Here is a 16,807-nt window from a genome sequence, read left to right on the forward strand (position 1 = left end):
TGTCCAAGGGGCTGGGCGCCCCGGTCGGCTCGTTGATGGTCGGCGGTCGGGACGCCATCGCCGAGGCCCGGGTGTGGCGCAAGCGGCTCGGGGGTGGGATGCGCCAGGTCGGCATCCTCGCCGCGGCCGGCCTGCACGCGCTCGACCACCACGTCGAGCGCCTCGCCGAGGACCACACGCACGCCCGTCTGCTCGCGGAGGCGTGCGGCGTCGACCCGGACACCGTGGACACCAACATCGTCGTGGTCGAGCGGGACGACGCCGGCCGCTTCGTCGCGCAGGCCGCCGAGCAGGGCGTGCGCGTCGCGCCCGTCGGACCACGCGCCGTACGCCTGGTGACGCACCTCGACATCAGCGCGGACGACGCCCGTCGCGCCGCCGGCGTGCTCAGTCGGGTCGCCGCCACTCCAGCCGGATGATCTCCTCGCCCTCGTGCAGGATGGCGCGGTCACCGGAGTCGACGAAGCCGCACGTGCCGTAGAGACGCAGCGAGCGCCGGTTGGTGGCCCGCGTCCACACGCTCAGCCGCGTCCACTCCGTGCCCTCGGGGGGTGCCTGCAGCGCGCGGACGAGCGTGCCGCCGATGCCGCTGCCCCAGTAGGCCGGGTCGACGAACACCATCGCCACGTGGCCGCACGTCGGGTCCTCGACGGCGTTCTCGGCGTAGGGCTCGGCCACGAGCATGCCGGCGGGCCGGTCGCCGTACGTCGCGAGCAGGGCCACGCGGCTGTCGCGAACCGTGGCCTCCACCCGGGCCCGTCGCTCGGGTGACGGCGTGCCACCGACCGCCTCGCGGGCCGACGCCCAGACGGCGACCGCCGCGGTCACCTGCTCCGGCGCGGTGACGGAGTGGATGACGGTGCGCGGCATGGTCCAAGCCTAGGAGGCGGGTCTCGGGGGAGACCCCGAGACGACCTCAGGGTGCGGCCGTGGTCGGTCCCAGCGTTGTCCCCGATGTGCGCGGGTGCCCGTTCGGGAGAACGTGGGGCCCATGATCACAGTCGAGTCACTCACCCGGAAGTACGGCGGCTTCACGGCCGTCGACGACGTCACCTTCACCGCCCGGCCCGGCCGGGTCACCGGCTTCCTCGGCCCCAACGGTGCCGGCAAGTCCACCACCATGCGGATCGTCGTGGGCCTCACCCCGGCCACGTCCGGCTCCGCCCTCATCGACGGCGCCCGCTTCGCCGACCTGACCAACCCCGGCCATGAGGTCGGCGTCCTCCTGGACGCGTCCGCGCAGCACGCCGGGCGCACCGGTCGCGAGATCCTCACCATCGCCCAGCGCACCATGGGACTGCCCCGCACGCGCGTCGACGAGATGCTCGAGCTGGTCAGCCTCACGCCGGAGGAGGCCGGACGCCGCGTGCGGCACTACTCCCTCGGGATGCGCCAGCGCCTCGGCATCGCCGCGGCCCTGATCGGCGATCCGCGGGTACTGATCCTCGACGAGCCGGCCAACGGCCTCGACCCGGCCGGCATCCGGTGGATGCGCGACCTGCTGCGCGACTTCGCCCGCGACGGCGGCACCGTGCTGCTGTCCTCGCACCTGCTCCACGAGATCGAGGTCATCGCCGACGACATCGTCGTCATCGGGCAGGGCCGGATCGTGGCGCAGGGCACCAAGGCCGAGCTCCTGGCCGGCGCGGGCACCCTCGTCCGCACGCCCGAGGTCGAGGTCCTCGGTCGGGCGCTCGTGGCCCAGGGCGTCGCGTGCAGTGCCGTCGACGGCGGGCTGCGCACCGACGCCACCCCCGACCAGGTGGGCCGTGTCGCCCTGGACGCGGGCGTCCCCCTCACCGAGCTCAGGTCCGGCGACGGCGCCGGCCTGGAGGACATGTTCCTCGAGCTCACCGCCGACACCCAGCGAGAAGGAGCAGCGGCATGACCGCCACGACCGTCCAGCCCACGACCACCACGACCAGCAGGACCACCACGGCGGCACCGCGCGAGCGCAGGGCCGTCCCCCCGATCACGACCGGCCGGATCGTGTCGGTCGAGCTGCGCAAGATGTTCGACACCCGCGCCGGCTTCTGGATGCTGATGAGCATCGCCATCCTGTCGGTCGTCGCGACCGGGGCGGCGATCCTGTTCGCGCCCGACGCGGAGATCGACTTCGACCTCTTCGCCAGCGCGATCGGCGTGCCCATGTCGGTGATCCTGCCGATGATCGCGATCCTCTCGGTCACCGGTGAGTACACCCAGCGCACCGGCCTCACGACGTACACCATGGTCCCGAACCGGGGCCGCGTCATCGCCGCGAAGGCGATCGCGGCGGTTCTCGTCGGCGTGGCCTCGATGTTCGTGGCACTGGGGATCGGCGCGCTGGGCAACCTGCTCGGCTCGGCGATCGTCGGTGTCGACCCGGTGTGGAACATCTCCGTGGTCGTGTTCTCCCAGATCGTGCTCGCCCAGGTGCTCGGCATGACCGTCGGCTTCATGCTGGGCGTGCTGCTGCGCAGCTCCGCGGCGGCGATCGTGACGTACTTCGTCTACTCGCTCGTGCTGCCCAGCCTGCTGATGCTGCTGGCCGGCCTGCAGTCGTGGTTCGCCGACCTGCAGCCGTGGGTCGACTTCAACTTCGCGAGCAGCCGGCTCTACGAGGCGAGCATGACCGGGGAGTTCTGGGCGCAGCTGGGCACCAGCGGGCTCATCTGGCTGGTCGCCCCGCTGGCGGTCGGTCTCGCGATGGTGATGCGCTCCGAGGTGAAGTGACCGGAGTCGTACGACGCACGGCCGGGCCCCCTGCGGGTCCGGCCGTCGCGCTGCTCAGGCCCGGGTGCCCGACAGCAGGACCTCGCTGACGGCGGTGTAGTCACGACCGAGGGGACCCGCCCCGGGCGGGGTGACCGCGGCGATCCGGAGCTGGACGGTCCGCGTCGTGACCGGGTCGATCCGCAGCCGCTGGAGGCGGCGTACCTCGCTCAGGTCCTGGCCGACCGTGGACCCGTCGTCGAAGACCCACAGCACCCGCGTGATGCGGCGGTTCAGCGGGTACCAGTCGACCTGGGACGACCCGTTGGACACCCGCCTGGCGTAGCCGTTGACCAGGCCGAGGGAGGTCAGCGTGGTCGGGCGACGCAGGGTGAAGGTGATCGTGGTGCCCGTGGCGTCCCCTGCGGTGCGCCACGACGTCTCGGGCAGCCCGTCCACCATCTGCTCCGCCGGGAAGCCCACGGTGCTGCCGTCCAGGTCGGTGGTGGTGGGCGCGGCCTCGGGGGCGTCGATGCGAGCGGTCCTGGCGACGTCGGTCGGCCGGAGCCGGTCGCCTGCCGCACCGGAGGCGTCGGCCGTGGGGGTGCTCCGCGCGGCGTCCGGCTCGTCCTCGTCCCCGCCCAGGCAGGACACCAGCGCGACGACCAGGACCAGCGCCAGCACTGCGCCGATCACGGGCAGCAGCCACGCCGGCCGGTCGGTCGACTCGTCGTGCGTCACGCCGGGCGTCGGCACGTCGAGGCGGGGGAGCACCTCGGACTCGGGGACGGGCTGGCCGATCGGGTGCCCGCAGTTGGTGCAGAAGCGGCCCACCCCGAGCTCATGGCCGCACCGTGCACAGGTGCTCATGGGACAAGCCTAGGTGGCCGGCCGGGACGGGGCCTCGGGTTTGTCCCACTGCTGACCGCTGACCGTCGGCGAGGTGCGACCTGAGTCAGTGGGTGACTCAGCTTCCAGCGGTCGGGGTTCGAGCGCGCCGGAAGTGCCCGGTCGGCGGATTCCAGCGCGCCGGAACCGCCCGGTCGCTCAGACGGCGATGTGCGACACCTCGACCTCGACCCGGCGTCGCGGGACGAGCTCGACGACCAGCATTGCGGTGAGCACCATCAGGCCCCCGACGAGGAGGCGCGGCGTCACGCCCTCCCCGCCCAGCCACACGGCGAAGGAGGCCGCGAAGACCGGCTCCATGCTCATGATGATCGCGCTACGGGTCGGCGGCAGGTGCGCCTGCGCCCAGGTCTGGCCCAGCATCGCGAGGGCGCCGGCGAAGATCGCCATGTAGACGACCGACAGCCAGTCCCGTCCGGTCGACGGCAGCACGATCCCGTCGGGGAGCGTGGCCAGGAGGCACACGAGGGTGATGACCATGATCTGCAGGATCGACATGCCGACGGCGTCCCGCGGCGTCGACCAGGCGCCCAGCCCGACGATGTGCAGCGCGTAGAGCACGGCCGACACGAGCGTGACCGCCTCGCCGTACCCCAGGCTCAGGCCGCTCAGGGTCAGCACGCCGAGGCCGGCGGTCGCGAGCGCGACGGCCGCCCAGGTCACCGCGGTGATCCTGGTGTGCAGGATCGCCGCGGCGAGGACGGGGGTCAGCACGACGTACATCCCGGTGATGAAGCCGCTGACGCTGGCCGGGGTGTGGGCGAGCCCGCCGGTCTGGAGGATCTGCGCGACGCCGTACAGCAGGCCCAGGACCACCGCGTGGCGGCGGACCGCGGGGGAGAGGCGGGCGAGGGCCCGGGGGGCGGCGAGCAGCATCACGGCGCTGGCGATCGCGAACCGCACGGCCAGGAAGTCGAGCACCGGCATGCGGTCGAGCAGGTCCTTGATGAGGAAGAACGTCGAGCCCCACGTGGCCGTCATGGCGAGCAGCGCCAGGGAGGCCAGCAGGGAGGTACGCCGCGCGCTCACGCCGCCGCCTCCGCCCGCAGCCGCCGCAGCACCTCGAGGTCCGGGTTGCCGGCGTCGCGCGAGCCCGGCGTCTCCAGGATGAACGGCACCCCCGCGGTCGCAGGGTGCGCGAACAGCTCGCGGAACGCGTCGGTGCCGATGTGGCCCTCGCCGATGCGCTGGTGCCGGTCCTTGGAGGCGCCGCGCACGTCCATCGAGTCGTTGGCGTGGATCAGCCGCAGCCGTTCCGCGCCACCGATCTCCACGATCCGGTCGACGGTCGCGGTCGCCCCGCTGGGCTCGTCGAGGGGCGCACCGGCCGCGAAGACGTGGCAGGTGTCCAGGCAGATCCCGGCGCGGGGGTGCAGGTCGAGGGCGGCGAGGTAGGGCTCGAGGTCGTCGACGCCGGCGCAAAGCGACCGGCCCTGCCCGGCGGTCGGCTCCAGCAGCAGCCACGGGGCGTCGTCGCCGTCGAGCGCCTCCAGCACCGGCAGCAGCCCCTCGCGGACCCGGCGCATCGCGGCGTCGTGCTGCTCCCGGGAGCCGGTCGGGTCGACGTACGAACCGGTGTGGACGACGACGCCCTCGGCGCCGACCTCGACGGCGCGGCGCAGCGTGTGGGCGACGACGCCGACCGAGCGCTCCCAGGTCAGCGGCGTGGGGGAGCCGAGGTTGACGAGGTACGGCGCGTGGATGAAGGCGCGCAGGCCTCGTCGCGCGCACTCCTCCCGGAAGCGCTCGTCCTCGGCCGGCCTGCCCGGCGAGTGCGCCCAGCCGCGCGGGTTGCCGACGAAGACCTGGAGGGTTTCGTAGCCGACCTCGTCCACCTGCGCGAGCGCGCCCGCGACGAGTCCCTTGCCGACCCTCACGTGGGTGCCGATCGGGTTGCGGAGCTCGGGCGTCACCCGAGGAAGGCTAGGCCGTCAGATCAGGTAGAGCGTGATCGTGGAGCCCTTGGGCGCCATCGACCCCGCGCCGGGGTCGGAGCTGAAGACGAAGCCGACGCCGATGTAGTTGCTGCTCTCCTCGACCTCGACCACGAACCCCAGTGCCTCCAGCTCCTCGGTGGCGGCGTCGACGCCCTTGGCGACGACCCTCGGCACCTCGACGAGCTCCGGACCCCGGGAGACGACGAGCTGCACGGTGTCACCCTTGTAGAGCGGTCCGGCCGTCGGGTTCTGCGAGATCACGTCGCCCTCGTCGACGGTGTCGCTGTACTCCTCGCCGGTCACCTCGACGACCAGCTTGCGTCTCTCCAGCGCCGAGGTGGCCTGCTCGGCGTCCTCGCCGGTCCAGTCCTTGATGTCGATCGGGCGGCGGCCCTTGCTCAGCACGAGGTCGACGGGTGCGTCGGGCTTGAGGACCTTGCCGGTGGCGGGAGCCGACCGGATCACCTGCCCGGCCGGCACCGTGTCCGAGAACTTCTCCCTGCTCTCGCCGAAGGCCAGGTTGCCCTGGTCGAGGGTGTCCTGCGCCTGGTCCTCGGTCAGTCCGGCCAGGGCCGGCACCTCGTAGCGCTCCGGCCCCAACGACACGACCAGGGTGACGGTGCCGCCGTCGAGCACCCGGTCCCCGGGCTCCGGGTCGGTGTCGAGCACCAGCCCCGCCTCCACGGTCTCCGAGTAGCGGGGATCGCCCTCCTCGGCGTCTAGCCCGGACTTCTCGAGCTCGGCCGCGGCCGTCGCCGCGTCGACGCCGAGCACCCCGGGAGTGACGGTGTAGCGCTCCCACCCCAGCCACCACGCCCCGCCGCCGAGGGCGGCGACGAGCAGGACGGTGAGCAGCAGGGCGAGGGGGCCCTTGACCGACTTCGAGCGCGCCGCGGTCACGACCGGCGCAGCCTGGCTGGGCGGGCGCGGCGGCCGGCGGTCGAGGACGGTCGTGTGGTGGCTGTCGTCGACGATCTCCGCCCGGGGGTCGCCGGGCGGCGGCTGCAGCCGGGCGCTGAGGTTGGCCATCTCGACCGGGTCGAACGGCTCGGGTGTCGTGTCCTCGTCGGTCTGCGCATCGGTGCTGTCGTCGACGTACGGCGCCACGGGCGCCAGGTCGGCGGTCAGCTCGGGGTCGTCCGTGACGCCCTCGCGCAGGGCCTGGGTCACCCGGTGGATCTGGTGCAGCAGCACGCCGGCGTCGGCGGGACGCTGGGTGCGGTCGCGGCTGGTGGCGCGCGCGACGAGCGCGTCGACGTACGCCGGGAGGTCCGGCTGGAGCGCGGACGGTGCGGGGACGTCCTCGTGGACGTGGCGGTAGGCGACCTGGATGGGGCTCTCACCCTCGTGCGGCTTGCGGCCGGTGAGCAGCTCGTAGAGGACGACGCCGGCGGCGTACACGTCGGCGCGCGCGTCGGCGCGGCCGTCGACGACGAGCTCGGGGGCCAGGTAGGACACCGTCCCGATCAGGACGCCGCCGGTGGCCGTGTGCTGGGTGTCGGCGCTGACGGCCTTGGCCAGCCCGAAGTCGGCGACCTTGACGCCGCCGCCGTGGGCCTCGTCGGCGATGAGCACGTTCTCCGGCTTGACGTCGCGGTGGATGAGCCCGGCCCGGTGTGCCGCGGCCAGCGCCGAGACGACGGGCTCGAGGAGCGCCAGGGCCCGCAGCGGCGTCATCGGGGACTCCTTGCGGATGACGTCGCGCAGCGTGTGCCCGGGGACGTACTCCATGGCCAGGAAGACCGTGCCGTCGTCGTCGCCCTGGTCGTAGACCCCCACCACGTGCGGGTGGTTGAGCCGGGCGGCCGCGCGGGCCTCGCGCACGAAGCGCTGGGCGAAGTCGTCGTCGTCGCCGAGGCCGGGGTGCATCACCTTGACGGCGACGGTCCGGTCCAGGCGGATGTCGGTGGCCTCGTACACGCTGGCCATGCCGCCACGGGCGATGCGTCCCCCGATCCGGTAGCGACGGTCGAGGAGGCGGCCGACGAGGGCGTCGGCGCCGGTGCGTCGCTCGGCAGCGCCGCGCGCCGGGCCGCGATCGGACCCGGTCGGCTCGTCGCGTGGCTCCACAGCTCGACCTCCATCACCGGACGGGGAAGGATCCGGAGCCCCCATCGTACGAATCGCGCGCCCCGACACCGCCCCGGCGCCCCGCCCCGGCGTGGCGTGGATGCGCCCTGCCCGCTCCGGTACGCCGCTCAGGCCGGCGGCCGGCCGGTCTCGAGGCGCTCCTTGATGGCCAGCACGTTGGCGACGTACGCCTTGGTCTCGCCGTACAGGCCGTGCTCCTGCAGCGCGCCGAGCCCCTGGTAGTAGGCGCCGACCTGGTGGCGGCGGTTGCGGGTGTGGTCGTCGAGGACGCCGAGCAGCAGCACGCCGGCGGTGGCGTTGTCCTTGAGGACCCGCAGGCGGAGGTCGCGGCCGGCGTACTGCTCCATCCAGCGGCCCGTGCCGGGCAGCACCTGCATCGCGCCGATGGCTCCGGCGCTGGAGACGCGGTGCATCTGCCACCCCGACTCCTGCCAGCCGATGGCCAGCGCGAGCTGCGGGTCCACCCCGCGGTAGTTCGCGGCGCGGGTGATCGTGCGGCGGACCCGGTCACGCGACGGGTGGCCGGTCGACGAGCCCGAGCCCCCTGCGGCGCCGCCGCCCCCGCCGCCCTGGCCCCCGTGGCCCTGGCCGCCGTGGTGGTGCTCGTCGCGATCCTCGTCCCGCGCCTTCGTGACGACCGGGATCTCGATCCGCTGACCGACCCGCAGCCGACCGGAGGCGTCGAGGTGGTTGTGGGAGATCAGCTCGGCGGTCCAGGCGTGGAAGCGGACCGCCAGCCCGGTGGCGGTGTCGCCGGGCTTGACGGTGTAGGTCTTCAGGTGGCGTCCCTCGGGGAGCCGCAGGTGGTCGGCGGCCGCCGGCGCGAGTGGCGCGAGCACCAGGGCCGCCACGGCGGCGGTGGCCACGATCAGGGGTCGGCGCACGACGGTTCTCCTCGTCCTCGCCGCGTCGCCCGGACTCATCGGAGACCGAGGGGAAGGCGTCACGGCGAGCGTTCGACGGTACGCACCGCGACCCGGTCCAGACCAGCCGGGCCAGGGTCGGGCGTGTCGGGAGGGGTGTGGATCGGTCCCGGGAGCAGCGGCGTGGAAAACTGCGTCCCATGAGCGACGTACCCCTGTCCGAGGCCGACCTGGCTGCCCTCGTCCCCACCTGGCTCACCTGGGACGAGGCCGGCGACGCCCTCGGCGTCACCCCCGCCAAGGTGCGCACGATGATCAAGGACCACGAGCTGGCCGGGGCCGTGCCCAGCCCCGGCGCCGGGCCCCGGGTGCCGGCCGACTTCATCCAGGACGGTCTCGTCGTCAAGGGACTGCCCGGGCTGCTGACCCTGCTGCACGACCGCCACTTCGACGACCGCGAGTGCATCGCCTGGATCTTCACCGACGACGACCTCCCCGGTCGTCCGATCGACGCGCTGCGTGAGAACCGCGGCTCCGAGGTCAAGCGTCGCGCCCAGGTCCTGGGCTTCTGACCGGCTAGCCTGACCGGTCATGCGGACAGGGCAGCGGAACGCGCTCGGGCTGCTGCTCGCGGTGGTCGTCGCCGCCCTCGTGTGGTGGACCCAGGGCAGCGGCGGCACCTCCTCCGACGACCCGCCGACCGACGCCTCGGGCGGACTGTCCGTGGTGTTACTGGCCGACCTGCCGCCCGAGGCGGCCGACACGGTCGTGCTGATCGATGCCGGCGGCCCGTTCCCCGAGGACGAGGACGGCGGCACCTTCGGCAACCGGGAGGAGCTGCTCCCGGACCGGCCGCAGGGCTACTACACCGAGTACACCGTGCCCACCCCGGGCTCGGAGGACCGCGGCGCGCGCCGCATCGTCGCCGGGCAGGACGGCGAGCTGTACTGGACCGGGGACCACTACGCGTCCTTCGAGAGGATCGTGCGATGAGCGGGCTCGCTGCGTTGCTGGCCGGCCGGGTGGACCCCGGCACCTACCTGTGGCACGGGGCGTTCGACGTCGACGACGTACGCCGCACGGTCGAGTACGCCGGCTGGGGTCTGGCCCACGTCGACGGCTGGGTCGCGGACGGCAAGGCCGACTTCCTCGCGGCAGTGGGGGAGGCCCTCGGCTTCCCCGACTGGTACGGCCAGAACTTCGACGCCCTCGCCGACTGCCTGCACGACATCGGCTCCGGGCTCGACGGCGTGGTGCTGCTGTGGGACGGCTGGGCGACGCTCGCGCGCGGCGACGAGAAGGCGTTCGACATCGCGCTCACCGTCCTGGGGTCCCGGGTGCACGCCGACCGCGGCGCGCCGTTCGCCGTGCTGCTGCGGGGCGAGGGCCCCGAGGTCGCCGGGCTGCCCAGCCTGGACTGAGCCCCGGTCGCGGGCCCCCCTCAGACGGTGCGCTGGGTCGCCGCGGCGGCCAGCTCGCGCAGCACGCCCCGGGCCGCGTCGTCCACGGTCGGGGTCTCCAGCGCCGCCACCGCCCGCTCGGCGAGCGCCGCGATGACCTCCTCGACCTGCGCGTGCGCGCCGGAGCGATCGATGATGTCGCGCAGGTCGGCGACCGCGACCTCGTCGAGGGTGGTGCCGAGCGCCGCGTCGAGGCGCCCGGCGGCGTCGCGGTCGGTGCCGTCGAGGGCCAGGGCGACCAGCACGGTGCGCTTGCCCTCCACGAGGTCGTCGCCGGCCGGCTTGCCCGTGGTCGCGGGGTCGCCGTACACGCCGAGCAGGTCGTCGCGCAGCTGGAACGCCTCGCCGAGCGGCAGCCCGAACCTGCTGAGCTCCTCGAGCTGGGCGGGCGTGGCGCCGGCCAGCGCGGCCCCGATGTGCAGCGGGCGCTCGATGGAGTACTTGGCGGACTTGTAGCGCAGCACCGTCATCGCGGTGTCGACGTCCGCACGCCCGCGGGCCTGCACGGACACGTCGAGGAACTGCCCGGCGATCACCTCGGTGCGGCACAGGTCGAAGACCTCGAGGGCCGGTACGACGCTCGCCAGCGGCAGTCCGCAGCGACGCAACAGCTCCTCCGACCACCCCAGGAGCAGGTCGCCGAGCAGGATCGCGGCCGCGGCGCCGTACTGGTCGGGACGCCCGCGCCACCCGGCCCCGCGGTGCTCGGCCTCGAAGGACCGGTGGGTCGACGGCCGGCCGCGTCGGGTGTCGGAGGCGTCCATGAAGTCGTCGTGCACCAGTGCGCTGGCGTGCAGCAGCTCGAGCGCGGCGCAGGCGCGGGCGAGGGCGTCCTCGTCGGCGACGTCGGGCCGGATCGCGCGGTAGCCCCAGTGGCAGAACGCGGCCCGGAAGCGCTTCCCGCCGCGGACGCTGGTGCGGGCCTCGGCGATGAGCCGGGCGGCGTCGTCGCCCAGGGGCGAGAGCCGCGCCGCCTGCTCGTCGAGGAAGGCGTCGAGCACCGTCTGGATCCGCTCGCGGAAGTCGGCGGGGTCCCACTGCATGCTCACCGGGCTGGTCACGCCGGGAGCCTAACCAGTGGACGGATGCGGCCCCGCACCCGCGGCGTACCTAGGGTTGAGCCATGACCCAGGGACGCGGACGGAGCATGCGCGAGCGCATCGAGGGCGGCGAGCGCTCGTTCTCCTTCGAGTTCTTCCCGCCCAAGGACGCGGAGGGCGAGGAGCAGCTCTGGCGCGCCATCACCGAGCTCGAGCCCTACGACCCCACCTTCGTCTCCGTGACGTACGGCGCCGGCGGCAGCYCGCGCGACACCACGGTCCGGATCACCGGACGGATCGCCCGCGAGACCTCGCTGGTCCCGGTCGGTCACCTCACCTGCGTGGGCCACACCCGCGCGGAGCTGGAGTCGATCCTGGACAGCTACGCGGAGGCCGGTGTCGCCCACGTGCTCGCCCTGCGCGGCGACCCCGAGGACGGGCCGCGGGCCGAGTGGGTGCCCACCGAGGGTGGCCTCGCGCACGCCAGCGACCTGGTCGAGCTGGCGAGCCGGCGCGGTGACTTCGCGGTCGCGGTCGCGGCCTTCTCGTTGGGCCACCCGTCGGCGGAGTCGCTCGAGCAGGACGCGCGCGTGCTGCTGGCCAAGCAGCGGGCCGGTGCCGAGTTCGCGATCACCGACATGGTGTTCTCGGCCGACGACTACGCCGGCCTGCTCGAGCGCTCGAGCGCCGTGGGCGTGGACATCCCGGTGCTGCCCGGGATCATGCCGATCCTCAACCTGCGTCAGGTCTCGCGGATGGCGGAGCTCTCCGGCCACCCCGTGCCCGACGCCGTGCGCCGGCGCCTCGCGCCGCACGAGCAGGACCCGGCCGGGCTGCGCGCCGAGGGGATCGCGATGGCCGCCGAGCTGTGCGAGGCGCTGCTCGCCGCCGGGGCGCCGGGACTGCACTTCTACACCCTCAACCGGTCCAAGGCGACGCGGGAGATCTTCTCCGCGCTACGGATCACCGTCTGACCCTGGCCGATCGGGGCGCCGCCCCCTGCCGGGATCGCTACGGTGCACCCATGACCGTCCCCCGCACCGTCACCGTGACCGGTCACGGAGTCGCCACCGTCGTCCCCGACTCGGCCGTCGTCCGGGTCGCCGCCGTGCACCGCGCCGCCGGCGTGGCCGCCGCCCTGTCCGGGGTGTCGGCATCGGCCGACCGGGTCGGCGACGTGGCTCGCGAGCACGATCTCCTGCCCGGATCGATGGGTCTCAGCGTCTGGCCGTGGCACGACGCGGAGGGGCGGCCCGCCGGCTTCGAGGCCCGGCACTCGCTCGCGGTGCGGTGCACGTCGGTCGAGCAGGCGGGTGACCTGGTGACCGCGCTCGCCGACGCGGTCGGCGACGCGCTCGTGGTCGACGGGGTCTCGCTGGACGTGAGCGACCCGTCCGCGGCCCGGTCCACGGCGGCCGAGGCCGCGTGGGACGACGCCCGGGCGCACGCCGCGCACCTGGCCGCCCTCGCCGGGGCGGAGCTGGGCGACGTCGTGGCCATCGTGGAGGGCATGCCGACGGACGCCGGGGGGCCGACGCCGGTGGCCCTCAAAGCTGCGGGCGCGGGCCTGGAGCCGGGGGAGACGGCGGTGCGGGGTGCCGTGACCRTCACCTGGACGCTGGCCTGAGGGACGACGCCCCGGCTCAGGCCGGGCCGACGGCCTGGGCGACGAGCGCGGCCGAGAGCCCCACGAACGGCAGCCCGGACCCGGGAGTGGCGTGCGCGCCGGCGGCGTACACGCCCGGCACCGGCGTCGTCGGTCCGAGCCGGGCCCGGACGGTCGCCCGGCCCTGCCACAGCACGCCGAGCGGTGACCCGCCCCAGTCCTCGACGAGGTCGCGCGGCGACCGGTCGACCCGTACGACGACCCGGTCGCGCACGTCGATCCGGTGCCGGGCGAGCGCCCGGAGGATGTCCTCGGCGAGCCGGCCGCGACCGTGGACCGTCCAGCCGGCGGCACCCGTGGGCGCCCGGCCACCGGTGCGGACGACGAGCATCGGGTCGCCGTGCAGGACCACCTCGTGCGGCAGGTCGGGCAGGGTGTGCGCGTCCGAGAGGCCGAGGTGGCAGATCACCGGCGGGATGGCGGGCATGGTGCGCTCGACGTGCCGCGCCAGGACCGGCAGCCGGCGCGGGTCGATGGCGCAGACGACCAGGTCGGCATCCAGCTCGCCGGCCGACGTGGCGACGGCCGCCACCCGGCCCTCGCGCACGACCAGGTCGTCGACGGTCGTGGACGTCATCACGGTGACCCCTCGGGTGTCGAGGCGCGCGGCGAGGACCGTGCCGAGCGCGGCCATGCCGCCGGGGACCGTCCACGCGCCGAACCGCTGCTCGACGTAGGCCAGCACGCCCGACCACGCCGGGACGTTGCGCGGGTCGTGGCCGTCGACGACGAACGGGTGGCCGGCGACCAGCCGCAGCCGCTCGTCGCGGAACGCCCGCCGCAGCCGCCGGTGCAGCGTCTCCCGGCCGGTGAGCAGGTCGGTCAGGGCCCTGGGGGCCAGCGCGGGGTCCCACGGGCGCTCGAGATGGTCGCGGCGCAGCAGGTCCCAGGTGTCGGAGTAGGAGGCGACGTGGTCGACCCACTGCTGGCCGAGTCCCGGTCCGAGCTCGTCGAACGCCGCCAGCTGGGCGGCGCGCGACCCGCCGGGCAGCCGCAGGGTCGACCCGTCCTCGAAGCGGTGCTCGCGGACCAGGTCCCGGGCCACCAGGTCGACCTCGCCGGGCTCGCGCTCGAGCGGTCGACCGGTCTTGCGGAAGAGGTCGCGCACGACGGCGGGGAGCAGGGTCGAGGTGGGTCCGGCGTCCCACCCGAAGCCCTCCCGGGAGACCGTCGACAGCGCGCCCCCGAGCGTCGGGGACCGCTCGACGAGGGTCACCTCGTGGCCCAGCCTGGCCAGCCGGGCGGCCGACGCGAGACCGCCGAACCCGCCTCCCACCACCACCACGCGCGCCATGGCGAGCACCCTAGGCCGCAGGGACCGGATCCCGTCGTTTCCAGCGGCGCCAGCCGCGCCGCACGAACCGGCCCAGGACGACCAGCGCCATGAGGCCCACGACCAGGAGCACCGCGGCGATCGCCGCGGCGGCCTGCGGGTGCTCGATCGCGACCCACACCACCCCGAGGACGGTGAGGTCCTCGGTGACGCTGGCGGTGACGTTGGTGACCGGCTCGGGGGAGGAGTTGATGGCCAGCCGGCTCCCTGCCTTGACCAGGTGCGACAGCAGCGCGGTGCCGCCGCCGACGACCCCGAGGACGGCCTGGTCCAGCGACGTCGCGTCGCCGGCCAGGAGCACGCCGATCACCGCGCCCACCGTGGGCCGGATCGCCGTGGAGACCACGTCCCAGGTGGAGTCGAGGTAGGGGACCTTGTCGGCGACGAACTCGAGGGTGAACATGAGGCCGGCGGCCGCGAGCACGTCCCAGCGGCCCAGCACGTCGGGGATGCCGGCGACGTCGCCCACCCGGTCGGCGATGCCGAGCACCAGCACCACGAGATAGGCGTTGATGCCGCTGGCCCAGCCGCCGGTGAAGGCCAGCGAGAGGGACTCCATCACGCGACCGCGATCTCGGTGGCGCCGGTCATCGCCACCAGCTCGTCGAAGGTGCTGGAGAAGACGGCGGCGGGGTGCCCCGCGGCGGCCCACACCACGTCGTACGCGCGCAGGTCCGTGTCGATCCAGGTGCCCACGGGGGTGGGGTGGTCGAAGGGGGAGACGCCGCCGATCACCTGGCCGGTGTGGCGGCGGACGAAGTCCGGCGTGGCCCGCGCGAGGGCCGGCACGCCGACCGCGGCGGCGGCCTTGCCCACGTCGACCCGGTGCGCGCCCGAGGTGAGGAGCAGGACGGGCACCCCGCCGGCGTCGAAGAGCAGGCTGTTGGCGATGGCGCCGACCTCGCAGCCGAGCGCCTCCGCGGCGAGTGCCGCCGTGTGGACGGCATCGGGCAGGATGACCACGTCACCGGTGCCGCCGCGCCGGGTCAGCTCGTGTCGAAAACTGATGACCGACGGATGCTCGCTCGCCATGCCGGGAGCCTAGCCACCGTTCGACTCCTGAGGGGAACAGCCTTGTTGCGTCGCCAGGTGCCCGCGTCCGTCGCGCGTGCAGTGCAGGTGCTCATCGCCATCGTGCTCGTCAGCGCCGTCACCGCGCTGCTCACGTGGGTGCAGCTCGACGAGGTGATCCTCTCCTGGGCCAAGGGCAACCCGTCGGCCCAGGAGATCCTGGCCTCCGGCGGGATCGACGCGCTGCGGGAGAGCGCGATCGTGCCCAAGTTCGTGCCGCTGGCCGTGGTGTCGCTGGTGGTCTTCCTGCTGCTGGCGACGGTGCTCGCGGCCTTCCTGGTCGACGGGCACGGCTGGGCGCGGCTGGTCCTCACGCTGATGGCGTTCTTCGGGGTGCTCGTGGCCGCGCTGGGCCTGCTCAACCACCTGCCGGTCCTGTTCGTCGGGCTCTCGGCACTGTCGATGGTGCTGTACGTCGTCCTGGTGTTCTTCCTCTGGCGCCGGGACACCAGCGCCTACCTGCGCGCCCACTGAGGAGGAGTTCTCCACCTTCTCCCGATCGGCTCTTGACCCACTGTCGGTGGGGCCGTGTACCTTGGTCCTTGTTCGAACATCTGTTCGGACTCAGGCTCCGGTGGCGGTGACCTCGACCCCCATCGCCACCGGGGCCGGTGGCGGGGTCGACGAGCGGTGAGGAGGCACGCATGAGGCTGTACGACGACCCCGTCGAGGTGCGACGGGGAGAGACCGAGGGACCCGAGCAGTTCCTCTGGCACGGTCGGCTGTGGAAGGTCCGCGCGGTGCTGGCGCACTGGGTGGAGACGGCTCCGTGGTGGCAGTCCTCCGGGGCCCGGGCCGTGATCGGCTCCGACGACGCCGGCGACACCCTGACCTCGAGCCCGCCGACGACCGGCGCCGACCTGCTCGTCGAGCGCGAGCTCTGGCGGGTCGAGGCCGGTCGTGGATCCGCGGCGACCGGGTCCGAGCGGTCCGGCGTCTTCGACCTGTCCTTCTCCTGGACCGACGGCAGCTGGCAGCTCGTCGGCTGTGCGGACTGAGGTGGAGGAGATGACCCGAGCAACGACCCCGACCCTCAACCCGCACCTGCTGCCCGCGACCGCCCACGCCTACCTCGCCCGCGCGGCCGAGTCCCTGCAGGAGTCGATCGCGGCACGCGACGTGCCCACCCGCTACGCCTGTGCCCACGTGGCCGCCCTGCGTGCGGCCGCCGCACTGCTGGCCGCGCGGGCCCACCCGGCGCCCCGGGCCCGCCGGCAGAAGAACGCCTGGGTCCTGCTGACCGAGGTGGCCCCCGAGCTGGAGGAGTGGGCCCGGTTCTTCGCCGCGGGCGCGAGCAAGCGCGCCGCGGCCGAGGCCGGCTCGACCCGGGCGGTGAGCGAGCGCGAGGCGGACGACCTGGTCCGCGACTCCGACCGCTTCCTGGCCGTCGTCGAGCAGGCGCTGGGACTGGTGCCCCACGCGCCGGCGGCCGCCAGCCACACGTCCGGGCACGCCAGGCACGGGCACGCCGGTTTCGGGCAGAGCGGTGTCGCCTGACCCGTTCGTCCATCTCCACGTCGCCTCGGGCTACTCCCTGCAGTACGGCGCCTCGCACCCGCACGTCCTGGTGGAGCGCGCCGTGGAGCACGAGATGGACGCGCTCGCCCTCACCGACCGCGACGGCACCTACGGCGCGGTCAAGTTCGCCCAGGCCTGCCAGCAGGCGGGGATCCGGCCCGTCCTGGGCGTCGACCTGGCGGTCGCCCCCGGCGGTCCCGGTGCCCACCACGGCCCGGGCGCGCC

At 74.1% G+C, this 16,807-nt stretch carries 22 protein-coding genes and 1 pseudogene; 12 read left to right on the forward strand and 11 right to left on the reverse strand.

Annotation, left to right across the window (positions count from 1 at the left end; genetic code table 11):
• The coding region (locus tag ACXJKL_RS02465) for a threonine aldolase family protein (RefSeq protein ID WP_457205461.1) at nt 1–419 on the forward strand (419 nt) is incomplete at its 5' end.
• On the opposite strand, the gene ACXJKL_RS02470 is transcribed toward ACXJKL_RS02465, so the two are convergent.
• Nucleotides 388–870, reverse strand: coding sequence for an N-acetyltransferase family protein (locus ACXJKL_RS02470; protein WP_457205462.1), 483 nt, complete (start codon nt 868–870; stop codon nt 388–390). The genes ACXJKL_RS02465 and ACXJKL_RS02470 overlap by 32 nt on opposite strands.
• 121 nt (nt 871–991) lie before the next feature.
• Here ACXJKL_RS02470 and ACXJKL_RS02475 point away from each other — a divergent pair, with 121 nt between their 5' ends.
• Nucleotides 992–1,888 carry an ABC transporter ATP-binding protein gene (locus ACXJKL_RS02475; protein WP_457205463.1) on the forward strand — a complete coding sequence of 299 codons (897 nt, stop codon included), beginning with the start codon at nt 992–994 and terminating at the stop codon, nt 1,886–1,888.
• Nucleotides 1,885–2,715, forward strand: coding sequence for an ABC transporter permease subunit (locus tag ACXJKL_RS02480; protein ID WP_457205464.1), 831 nt, complete (start codon nt 1,885–1,887; stop codon nt 2,713–2,715). The genes ACXJKL_RS02475 and ACXJKL_RS02480 overlap by 4 nt, the downstream gene beginning before the upstream one ends.
• 54 nt (nt 2,716–2,769) lie before the next feature.
• Here the strand turns inward: ACXJKL_RS02480 and ACXJKL_RS02485 are convergent, their stop codons facing one another.
• From ACXJKL_RS02485 to ACXJKL_RS02510, 6 genes and pseudogenes are all read right to left on the reverse strand, one after another.
• A complete protein-coding gene (locus tag ACXJKL_RS02485) occupies nt 2,770–3,564 on the reverse strand; it encodes an NADase-type glycan-binding domain-containing protein (RefSeq protein WP_457205465.1) in 795 nt (264 codons plus the stop codon).
• 177 nt (nt 3,565–3,741) lie between these two features.
• Entirely contained in the window at nt 3,742–4,632 is an 891-nt protein-coding gene (locus tag ACXJKL_RS02490; protein ID WP_457205466.1) for a DMT family transporter, read from the reverse strand.
• Nucleotides 4,629–5,516: a deoxyribonuclease IV gene (locus ACXJKL_RS02495; RefSeq protein WP_457205467.1), complete on the reverse strand. Its 888-nt coding sequence runs from the start codon at nt 5,514–5,516 to the stop codon at nt 4,629–4,631. Before ACXJKL_RS02495 ends, ACXJKL_RS02490 begins: the two co-directional genes overlap by 4 nt.
• Before the next feature lie 18 nt (nt 5,517–5,534).
• Nucleotides 5,535–5,753, reverse strand: a complete 219-nt coding sequence (locus tag ACXJKL_RS02500; protein WP_457205481.1) for a PASTA domain-containing protein — start codon at nt 5,751–5,753, stop codon at nt 5,535–5,537.
• Nucleotides 5,748–7,496: pseudogene (gene pknB, locus ACXJKL_RS02505) on the reverse strand (Stk1 family PASTA domain-containing Ser/Thr kinase); the annotation flags it as partial. The gene ACXJKL_RS02500 and the pseudogene pknB, both read right to left, overlap by 6 nt.
• A gap of 242 nt (nt 7,497–7,738) precedes the next feature.
• Entirely contained in the window at nt 7,739–8,515 is a 777-nt protein-coding gene (locus ACXJKL_RS02510) for a transglycosylase SLT domain-containing protein (RefSeq protein ID WP_457205468.1), read from the reverse strand.
• Nucleotides 8,516–8,694: 179 nt separating this feature from the next.
• Here ACXJKL_RS02510 and ACXJKL_RS02515 point away from each other — a divergent pair, with 179 nt between their 5' ends.
• Genes ACXJKL_RS02515 through ACXJKL_RS02525 form a run of 3 tightly spaced genes read left to right on the forward strand, consistent with a single transcriptional unit; the run spans nt 8,695 to nt 9,915 of the window.
• A complete protein-coding gene (locus ACXJKL_RS02515; protein WP_457205469.1) occupies nt 8,695–9,066 on the forward strand; it encodes an Rv2175c family DNA-binding protein in 372 nt (123 codons plus the stop codon).
• Between the two features lie 19 nt (nt 9,067–9,085).
• Nucleotides 9,086–9,487, forward strand: coding sequence for a ribonuclease domain-containing protein (locus tag ACXJKL_RS02520; RefSeq protein WP_457205470.1), 402 nt, complete (start codon nt 9,086–9,088; stop codon nt 9,485–9,487).
• Nucleotides 9,484–9,915 (forward strand): barstar family protein, encoded by a 432-nt coding sequence (locus ACXJKL_RS02525; RefSeq protein ID WP_457205471.1) that lies wholly within the window; start codon nt 9,484–9,486, stop codon nt 9,913–9,915. Before ACXJKL_RS02520 ends, ACXJKL_RS02525 begins: the two co-directional genes overlap by 4 nt.
• A 20-nt stretch (nt 9,916–9,935) precedes the next feature.
• Here the strand turns inward: ACXJKL_RS02525 and ACXJKL_RS02530 are convergent, their stop codons facing one another.
• A complete protein-coding gene (locus ACXJKL_RS02530) occupies nt 9,936–11,015 on the reverse strand; it encodes a polyprenyl synthetase family protein (protein ID WP_457205472.1) in 1,080 nt (359 codons plus the stop codon).
• Nucleotides 11,016–11,077: 62 nt separating this feature from the next.
• Here ACXJKL_RS02530 and metF point away from each other — a divergent pair, with 62 nt between their 5' ends.
• Complete coding sequence (metF, locus tag ACXJKL_RS02535) at nt 11,078–11,968, forward strand: methylenetetrahydrofolate reductase [NAD(P)H] (protein ID WP_457205473.1); 891 nt, start codon at nt 11,078–11,080, stop codon at nt 11,966–11,968.
• Nucleotides 11,969–12,018: 50 nt separating this feature from the next.
• Nucleotides 12,019–12,621, forward strand: a complete 603-nt coding sequence (locus ACXJKL_RS02540) for an SIMPL domain-containing protein (protein ID WP_457205474.1) — start codon at nt 12,019–12,021, stop codon at nt 12,619–12,621.
• Nucleotides 12,622–12,637: 16 nt separating this feature from the next.
• Here the strand turns inward: ACXJKL_RS02540 and ACXJKL_RS02545 are convergent, their stop codons facing one another.
• Genes ACXJKL_RS02545 through ACXJKL_RS02555 form a run of 3 tightly spaced genes read right to left on the reverse strand, consistent with a single transcriptional unit; the run spans nt 12,638 to nt 15,025 of the window.
• Complete coding sequence (locus ACXJKL_RS02545; RefSeq protein ID WP_457205475.1) at nt 12,638–13,954, reverse strand: phytoene desaturase family protein; 1,317 nt, start codon at nt 13,952–13,954, stop codon at nt 12,638–12,640.
• Nucleotides 13,955–13,964: 10 nt separating this feature from the next.
• Nucleotides 13,965–14,552: a DUF4126 domain-containing protein gene (locus ACXJKL_RS02550; protein WP_457205482.1), complete on the reverse strand. Its 588-nt coding sequence runs from the start codon at nt 14,550–14,552 to the stop codon at nt 13,965–13,967.
• Nucleotides 14,552–15,025 carry a YbaK/EbsC family protein gene (locus tag ACXJKL_RS02555; protein WP_457205476.1) on the reverse strand — a complete coding sequence of 158 codons (474 nt, stop codon included), beginning with the start codon at nt 15,023–15,025 and terminating at the stop codon, nt 14,552–14,554. The genes ACXJKL_RS02550 and ACXJKL_RS02555 overlap by 1 nt, the downstream gene beginning before the upstream one ends.
• Nucleotides 15,026–15,082: 57 nt before the next feature.
• On the opposite strand from ACXJKL_RS02555, the gene ACXJKL_RS02560 reads away from it, so the two are divergent.
• The 4 genes from ACXJKL_RS02560 to ACXJKL_RS02575 all read left to right on the forward strand — a co-directional run.
• Nucleotides 15,083–15,538 (forward strand): hypothetical protein, encoded by a 456-nt coding sequence (locus ACXJKL_RS02560; protein WP_457205477.1) that lies wholly within the window; start codon nt 15,083–15,085, stop codon nt 15,536–15,538.
• A gap of 170 nt (nt 15,539–15,708) precedes the next feature.
• Nucleotides 15,709–16,062, forward strand: a complete 354-nt coding sequence (locus tag ACXJKL_RS02565) for a DUF6504 family protein (RefSeq protein WP_457205478.1) — start codon at nt 15,709–15,711, stop codon at nt 16,060–16,062.
• Nucleotides 16,063–16,072: 10 nt separating this feature from the next.
• Nucleotides 16,073–16,561 carry an SAV_6107 family HEPN domain-containing protein gene (locus ACXJKL_RS02570; RefSeq protein ID WP_457205479.1) on the forward strand — a complete coding sequence of 163 codons (489 nt, stop codon included), beginning with the start codon at nt 16,073–16,075 and terminating at the stop codon, nt 16,559–16,561.
• A partial coding sequence (locus ACXJKL_RS02575) for a PHP domain-containing protein (RefSeq protein ID WP_457205480.1) occupies nt 16,551–16,807 on the forward strand: 257 nt, incomplete at its 3' end. The genes ACXJKL_RS02570 and ACXJKL_RS02575, both read left to right, overlap by 11 nt.

It is taken from the genome of Nocardioides sp. P5_C9_2 (assembly GCF_054049555.1).

Bases quoted from the DNA above. Each gene is read 5' to 3' on its own strand.
- ACXJKL_RS02475 (WP_457205463.1), top strand. From the start codon at position 992: ATGATCACAGTCGAGTCACTCACCCGGAAGTACGGCGGCTTCACGGCC.
- ACXJKL_RS02525 (WP_457205471.1), top strand. From the start codon at position 9,484: ATGAGCGGGCTCGCTGCGTTGCTGGCCGGCCGGGTGGACCCCGGCACC.
- ACXJKL_RS02470 (WP_457205462.1), bottom strand. From the start codon at position 870: ATGCCGCGCACCGTCATCCACTCCGTCACCGCGCCGGAGCAGGTGACC.
- ACXJKL_RS02515 (WP_457205469.1), top strand. From the start codon at position 8,695: ATGAGCGACGTACCCCTGTCCGAGGCCGACCTGGCTGCCCTCGTCCCC.
- ACXJKL_RS02550 (WP_457205482.1), bottom strand. From the start codon at position 14,552: ATGGAGTCCCTCTCGCTGGCCTTCACCGGCGGCTGGGCCAGCGGCATC.
- ACXJKL_RS02570 (WP_457205479.1), top strand. From the start codon at position 16,073: ATGACCCGAGCAACGACCCCGACCCTCAACCCGCACCTGCTGCCCGCG.
- ACXJKL_RS02520 (WP_457205470.1), top strand. From the start codon at position 9,086: ATGCGGACAGGGCAGCGGAACGCGCTCGGGCTGCTGCTCGCGGTGGTC.
- ACXJKL_RS02555 (WP_457205476.1), bottom strand. From the start codon at position 15,025: ATGGCGAGCGAGCATCCGTCGGTCATCAGTTTTCGACACGAGCTGACC.
- ACXJKL_RS02480 (WP_457205464.1), top strand. From the start codon at position 1,885: ATGACCGCCACGACCGTCCAGCCCACGACCACCACGACCAGCAGGACC.
- ACXJKL_RS02545 (WP_457205475.1), bottom strand. From the start codon at position 13,954: ATGGCGCGCGTGGTGGTGGTGGGAGGCGGGTTCGGCGGTCTCGCGTCG.
- ACXJKL_RS02485 (WP_457205465.1), bottom strand. From the start codon at position 3,564: ATGAGCACCTGTGCACGGTGCGGCCATGAGCTCGGGGTGGGCCGCTTC.
- ACXJKL_RS02565 (WP_457205478.1), top strand. From the start codon at position 15,709: ATGAGGCTGTACGACGACCCCGTCGAGGTGCGACGGGGAGAGACCGAG.